The sequence below is a fragment of the Nostoc sp. WHI genome (assembly GCF_015714725.1).
In the GTDB taxonomy this organism is placed as follows: Bacteria; Cyanobacteriota; Cyanobacteriia; order Cyanobacteriales; family Nostocaceae; genus Nostoc.
The window spans coordinates 1-3,642 of record NZ_WBKM01000272.1; the positions used below are offsets into that span (position 1 = coordinate 1).

Annotated in this window: 6 protein-coding genes; all 6 read right to left on the minus strand. The window is 41.1% G+C overall.

The features are described 5' to 3' along the window. Positions 1 to 6: 6 nt before the first annotated feature. The gene (locus F8S12_RS27425; RefSeq protein WP_196519444.1) at positions 7 to 444 is read right to left on the minus strand and encodes a DUF1257 domain-containing protein; all 438 of its coding nucleotides are present in this window, start codon (positions 442 to 444) and stop codon (positions 7 to 9) included. Between the two features lie 122 nt (positions 445 to 566). Continuing rightward, complete coding sequence (locus tag F8S12_RS27430; RefSeq protein WP_196519445.1) at positions 567 to 1,640, minus strand: hypothetical protein; 1,074 nt, start codon at positions 1,638 to 1,640, stop codon at positions 567 to 569. Positions 1,641 to 1,806: 166 nt separating this feature from the next. Further along, positions 1,807 to 2,076: a hypothetical protein gene (locus tag F8S12_RS27435; RefSeq protein ID WP_196519446.1), complete on the minus strand. Its 270-nt coding sequence runs from the start codon at positions 2,074 to 2,076 to the stop codon at positions 1,807 to 1,809. 197 nt (positions 2,077 to 2,273) lie between these two features. Further along, the gene (locus F8S12_RS27440; protein ID WP_196519447.1) at positions 2,274 to 2,546 is read right to left on the minus strand and encodes a hypothetical protein; all 273 of its coding nucleotides are present in this window, start codon (positions 2,544 to 2,546) and stop codon (positions 2,274 to 2,276) included. A 97-nt stretch (positions 2,547 to 2,643) separates the two neighbouring features. Continuing rightward, on the minus strand, positions 2,644 to 3,201 hold the full coding sequence (locus F8S12_RS27445) for a hypothetical protein (RefSeq protein ID WP_196519448.1): 558 nt from the start codon (positions 3,199 to 3,201) through the stop codon (positions 2,644 to 2,646). A gap of 135 nt (positions 3,202 to 3,336) precedes the next feature. Then, complete coding sequence (locus F8S12_RS27450; protein WP_230967759.1) at positions 3,337 to 3,582, minus strand: hypothetical protein; 246 nt, start codon at positions 3,580 to 3,582, stop codon at positions 3,337 to 3,339. Between the last annotated feature and the right edge of the window lie 60 nt (positions 3,583 to 3,642).

Genomic DNA, 3,642 nt, shown 5'->3' on the forward strand with positions numbered 1-3,642 from the left:
GACATCTTATCTCCTAATAGTTTGAGTCGGCAATAATACCCGAACAGTAGTGACAGAGCCGTTGCAACCGAGAGCAACTACTTCACCTCCGAGTTGCGTAGCAAGTTTTGGGAGGTATAAATTGATGTACTGCTCTTGCAACTTTGGTACGAACTGTGATCCTAGTCCTTTGTCCCGTGCCGCTTGTCCCCACCGTTGGTCAAACTCCGAAATGAGACATTCGTATTCAAACCCGTTCCAGTAAAATCCCAGGTCGTTGCTGTCGTAACTAATTTGATTGCGAGGGACAACAATGTGAGCTACTTGCTCTCGCTTGTCCCCTTGATATCCGTACAAATTCACTGGTTTATCATGAATTTGGGGATAAAAGCCCAGTCTTTGGAGAGCTTCAACTAAACACGATTGGTCTTTAAACTTGACTGCAATTTGAGAAAAGTGTGACATAGTTTATCCTTAAGAAATAGTATTGTGCGCTGTGAATACTGAGATGATGACAACGCACTTTTAACCGAAAGTATTGGTGATTTTAAAGACTTGAACGATATTGAATCACTCAAGTCTATTTTTTACCGGAACTTAAACGACATCACGGTAGCCTTTGACAGTCCCACGTCACCAGTCGCTAGCTGTTGGAGATTGCGTTGTTCATCAAGCAGTTTGGCGCGAATATCATCCATCTTTTGTTGCAATTGACTGCGTGTATCAGAACCAAGATTCTTAGACTCAATCGCCGGATCGTTAACAATAGAATCTAAGTGCGCCATCATCTGCTCTAAGCTGCTGCCAGCCTCCGGGTCAGCGTTTGCCAGTAGCACTTGAACCTTCATCAGATGGCGTTCCATTTTCCTTTTGAACTGGACTGGCTTCCGTCCCGGTTCCCAATCAGCCAACTCTTCAAGCAACTGGGCGGCGAGTTGTTCACCGCCAGCTAAAGCAGATTCCCTTAGTCGTTGCTCCAGATTTTGGTCATACTGTTGAATGAACTTGGTAATCTGGTCTAAACACTCGGCTTGCTGCTGATTGAGTTGTTCGGACAAAGCAGGTATGATCACCGGACGACCAATAACAACTTGCAAATAGTCTTCGAGGTCGGTCAGAATCGGAAATGCTCTTAGCAAGTTGGCTTTTACAGATTCTTGCTTATCCTGTGATAATTCCCAAGTATGGAGTGAGAGGAACTGGTCAATTCGCTCTTGATAATCAAAAAGTCCCGCTTCGTAATCAACTTTTAATTGATTGCGTAAACCAGGGGCGATATTATCCCTAATATTAAGCAGTTGGCTCCAAACGAGTGGAGCCAAATCAATCGGACAGACCCAATCACCAGTATCACTACTCATCCACTCTTGAACCGAAGCAATTTCTTGCCTCAATTGGGCAGCAGCCTCATCCAATTTCTTAAATACCTTAATACCCCGCAAACCAACTTCGGAATTAGTAACTTTAACGAGGTCTGATTCAATTTCAGAGACTTCAGCTTTTAGCACATCCGCCCATTTAGGAGCAGCAGATTTTGTACTTTTCTTTAATTGAATACGAAAGCGAATGCGAGTTTTATTTAACTGGGAGAAATTGTGGCGTTCGACTACTGCATCAGTTAGGAAATTTGCAGCGATAGTGTTGTCGATTACTTGTACCATGATTATTCACCTCCATCATTATTTTCACTTTCAATTAAGCGAAGCTTTCTTTGTGGCTATTTCTCAATTTGTGAATGTCTGTAGTAGCTCTATAGATTACTTTTGTAGAGCTATTTTGTAACCTAATATGTCTTTTAATGACTGGTGGTTTATGTATGGACATGGCTTAAAGTAGCTGAAGTTGCTGTGAATTATCCTGTACCGCAGGCTTTTCATAAACCATGCCTTCGACTTCATAACAACGAGTCATGAGTTTGTTTCGATTTAGCCGAAAGCTGGCTTTTTTCTTTTGATTTGGCAGAGGTAAAAATAGAAACTGTGGATGTTTTATAGTACCTTCATCACCCAAATATTGGGAAAGCGTACCGTTAATTTGGTAAACTTTTGAGGAGCTTAACAGTGTTGTGTCGTAAACTTTAATCAAATTTAATTCCATCTCAGTAGTATGAAGTGTGTCATAATTTGTCGTGGAATCGATTTTTCTCTCCAGTCAGACTGATTAAATCTGACTGGAGAGTTTTTCACGCATAATCTGATTCTTTTTTGGTCAAGCGGCAACTTTTTGTTTATCTAGAACCACTATCAGATGTACGTTTAGTCGTTGAAGTCGGTGGAATTGAAAATGACAGAAAATTACAGATAGAAATGCTCAAAGATTTGATTGAGTTTTTCCTTTAATTCATCAGGTAGAGCCTTAAAATCAAACTCTTCAGAGTCCCAAACTTGATCCAGGCTTGTAGACTCATCAATAATATTCGCAATCAAACAAGATTCATCGTCATAGTTCCAGCCATTTGCTAAAAGCCACGGCAAAACTCCCTCAGATTGCAATAGTTTCTCAATGTCGAACGAGCCAGAAAACTGCTGTAAGTTTTCGAGGCTAGGGTGAACGATTGTTGTAGTCATTTATTGTTAGTAGTAATGGTGAGTACACAGCACAGCAAGCTGTAGACAAGGCTTAAACAACTTCTAATTACAGTTGCCTAAACCAATTAACAACGAGTTAAAACGCTATCTCATTCGCAGCTTTTGTTACAGCTAAAGCCTGTTCCCAGATTTGTCGCCACTCTGTTTGCTCGTTATAGGATGCCATGACTAATTCCGACTCTACCCATACGCGACAGAACAACACATTTTCATCTGTCGTCCCTGGCTGCGGCTGTAGTGTGATGGGAGAATATAATTGTTGTGGGGTCAAAGTTGCGATCGCGGTTAACAAGCTTTTAGAAAAGTGAGTATCATAACCGGATTCTAAGATATACGTCCGGTCTGCTTGAATAGTTATCAGCAACTTGCAGGTTTCTTTTTTGCGGCGTTCTGTATTCTCAAACCGCAGTTCTTTAAGATATCCAGTCAAGGCAGTTTGAGGAACAGCACTCGGTTCACTATTACTGAGGGTGTACCACAGCCCTCCGTGCTGACGATTGCAGTAGATTTTACAACTGCCAGCATCAGAATGCAATCCCAGTTTTGGCTTATTGATTGCTGCAACTAACTGCTTGAGTAGTTCCTCTTGGCGCATTAAGGCAGCAAATAAATCTGATGTTTCTTGAGGGTTCATTGTTCAATACCAATACATTTCACTTTCGCATTGGCGTAGCCGTTTAATTGTGATATATGAAGCGTGGAGCCAATAAAACAGCGCTCTTGATTTCACAAAAGCGCTTTTTATTACTAATTATTTGCCCTGTATAGATTATTGATGTGAATTAAATCTTGCCAGCAAATCTTCACGAGATAACTGAAGACACAGGGGAGTAAATTCTTCTGGAGTTAACTGCAACAAACTATCGACTACTCTTGAGAGTTCCTCGTCCACAAAACCAAACCGGAATCTTAACAAGTTTTCTACAACTTGACGGCGTTCAAGTTGTACTCCCTCTTGTACTCCTTGCTGCTTAGTGGTTTCTTCCCATTGTTCGTAAGCTTGTGACAAATTCATGATTAATTCTTGCTCATCAAAAACAATTCGCAATTCGCAATTCGCAATTCGCAATTAATT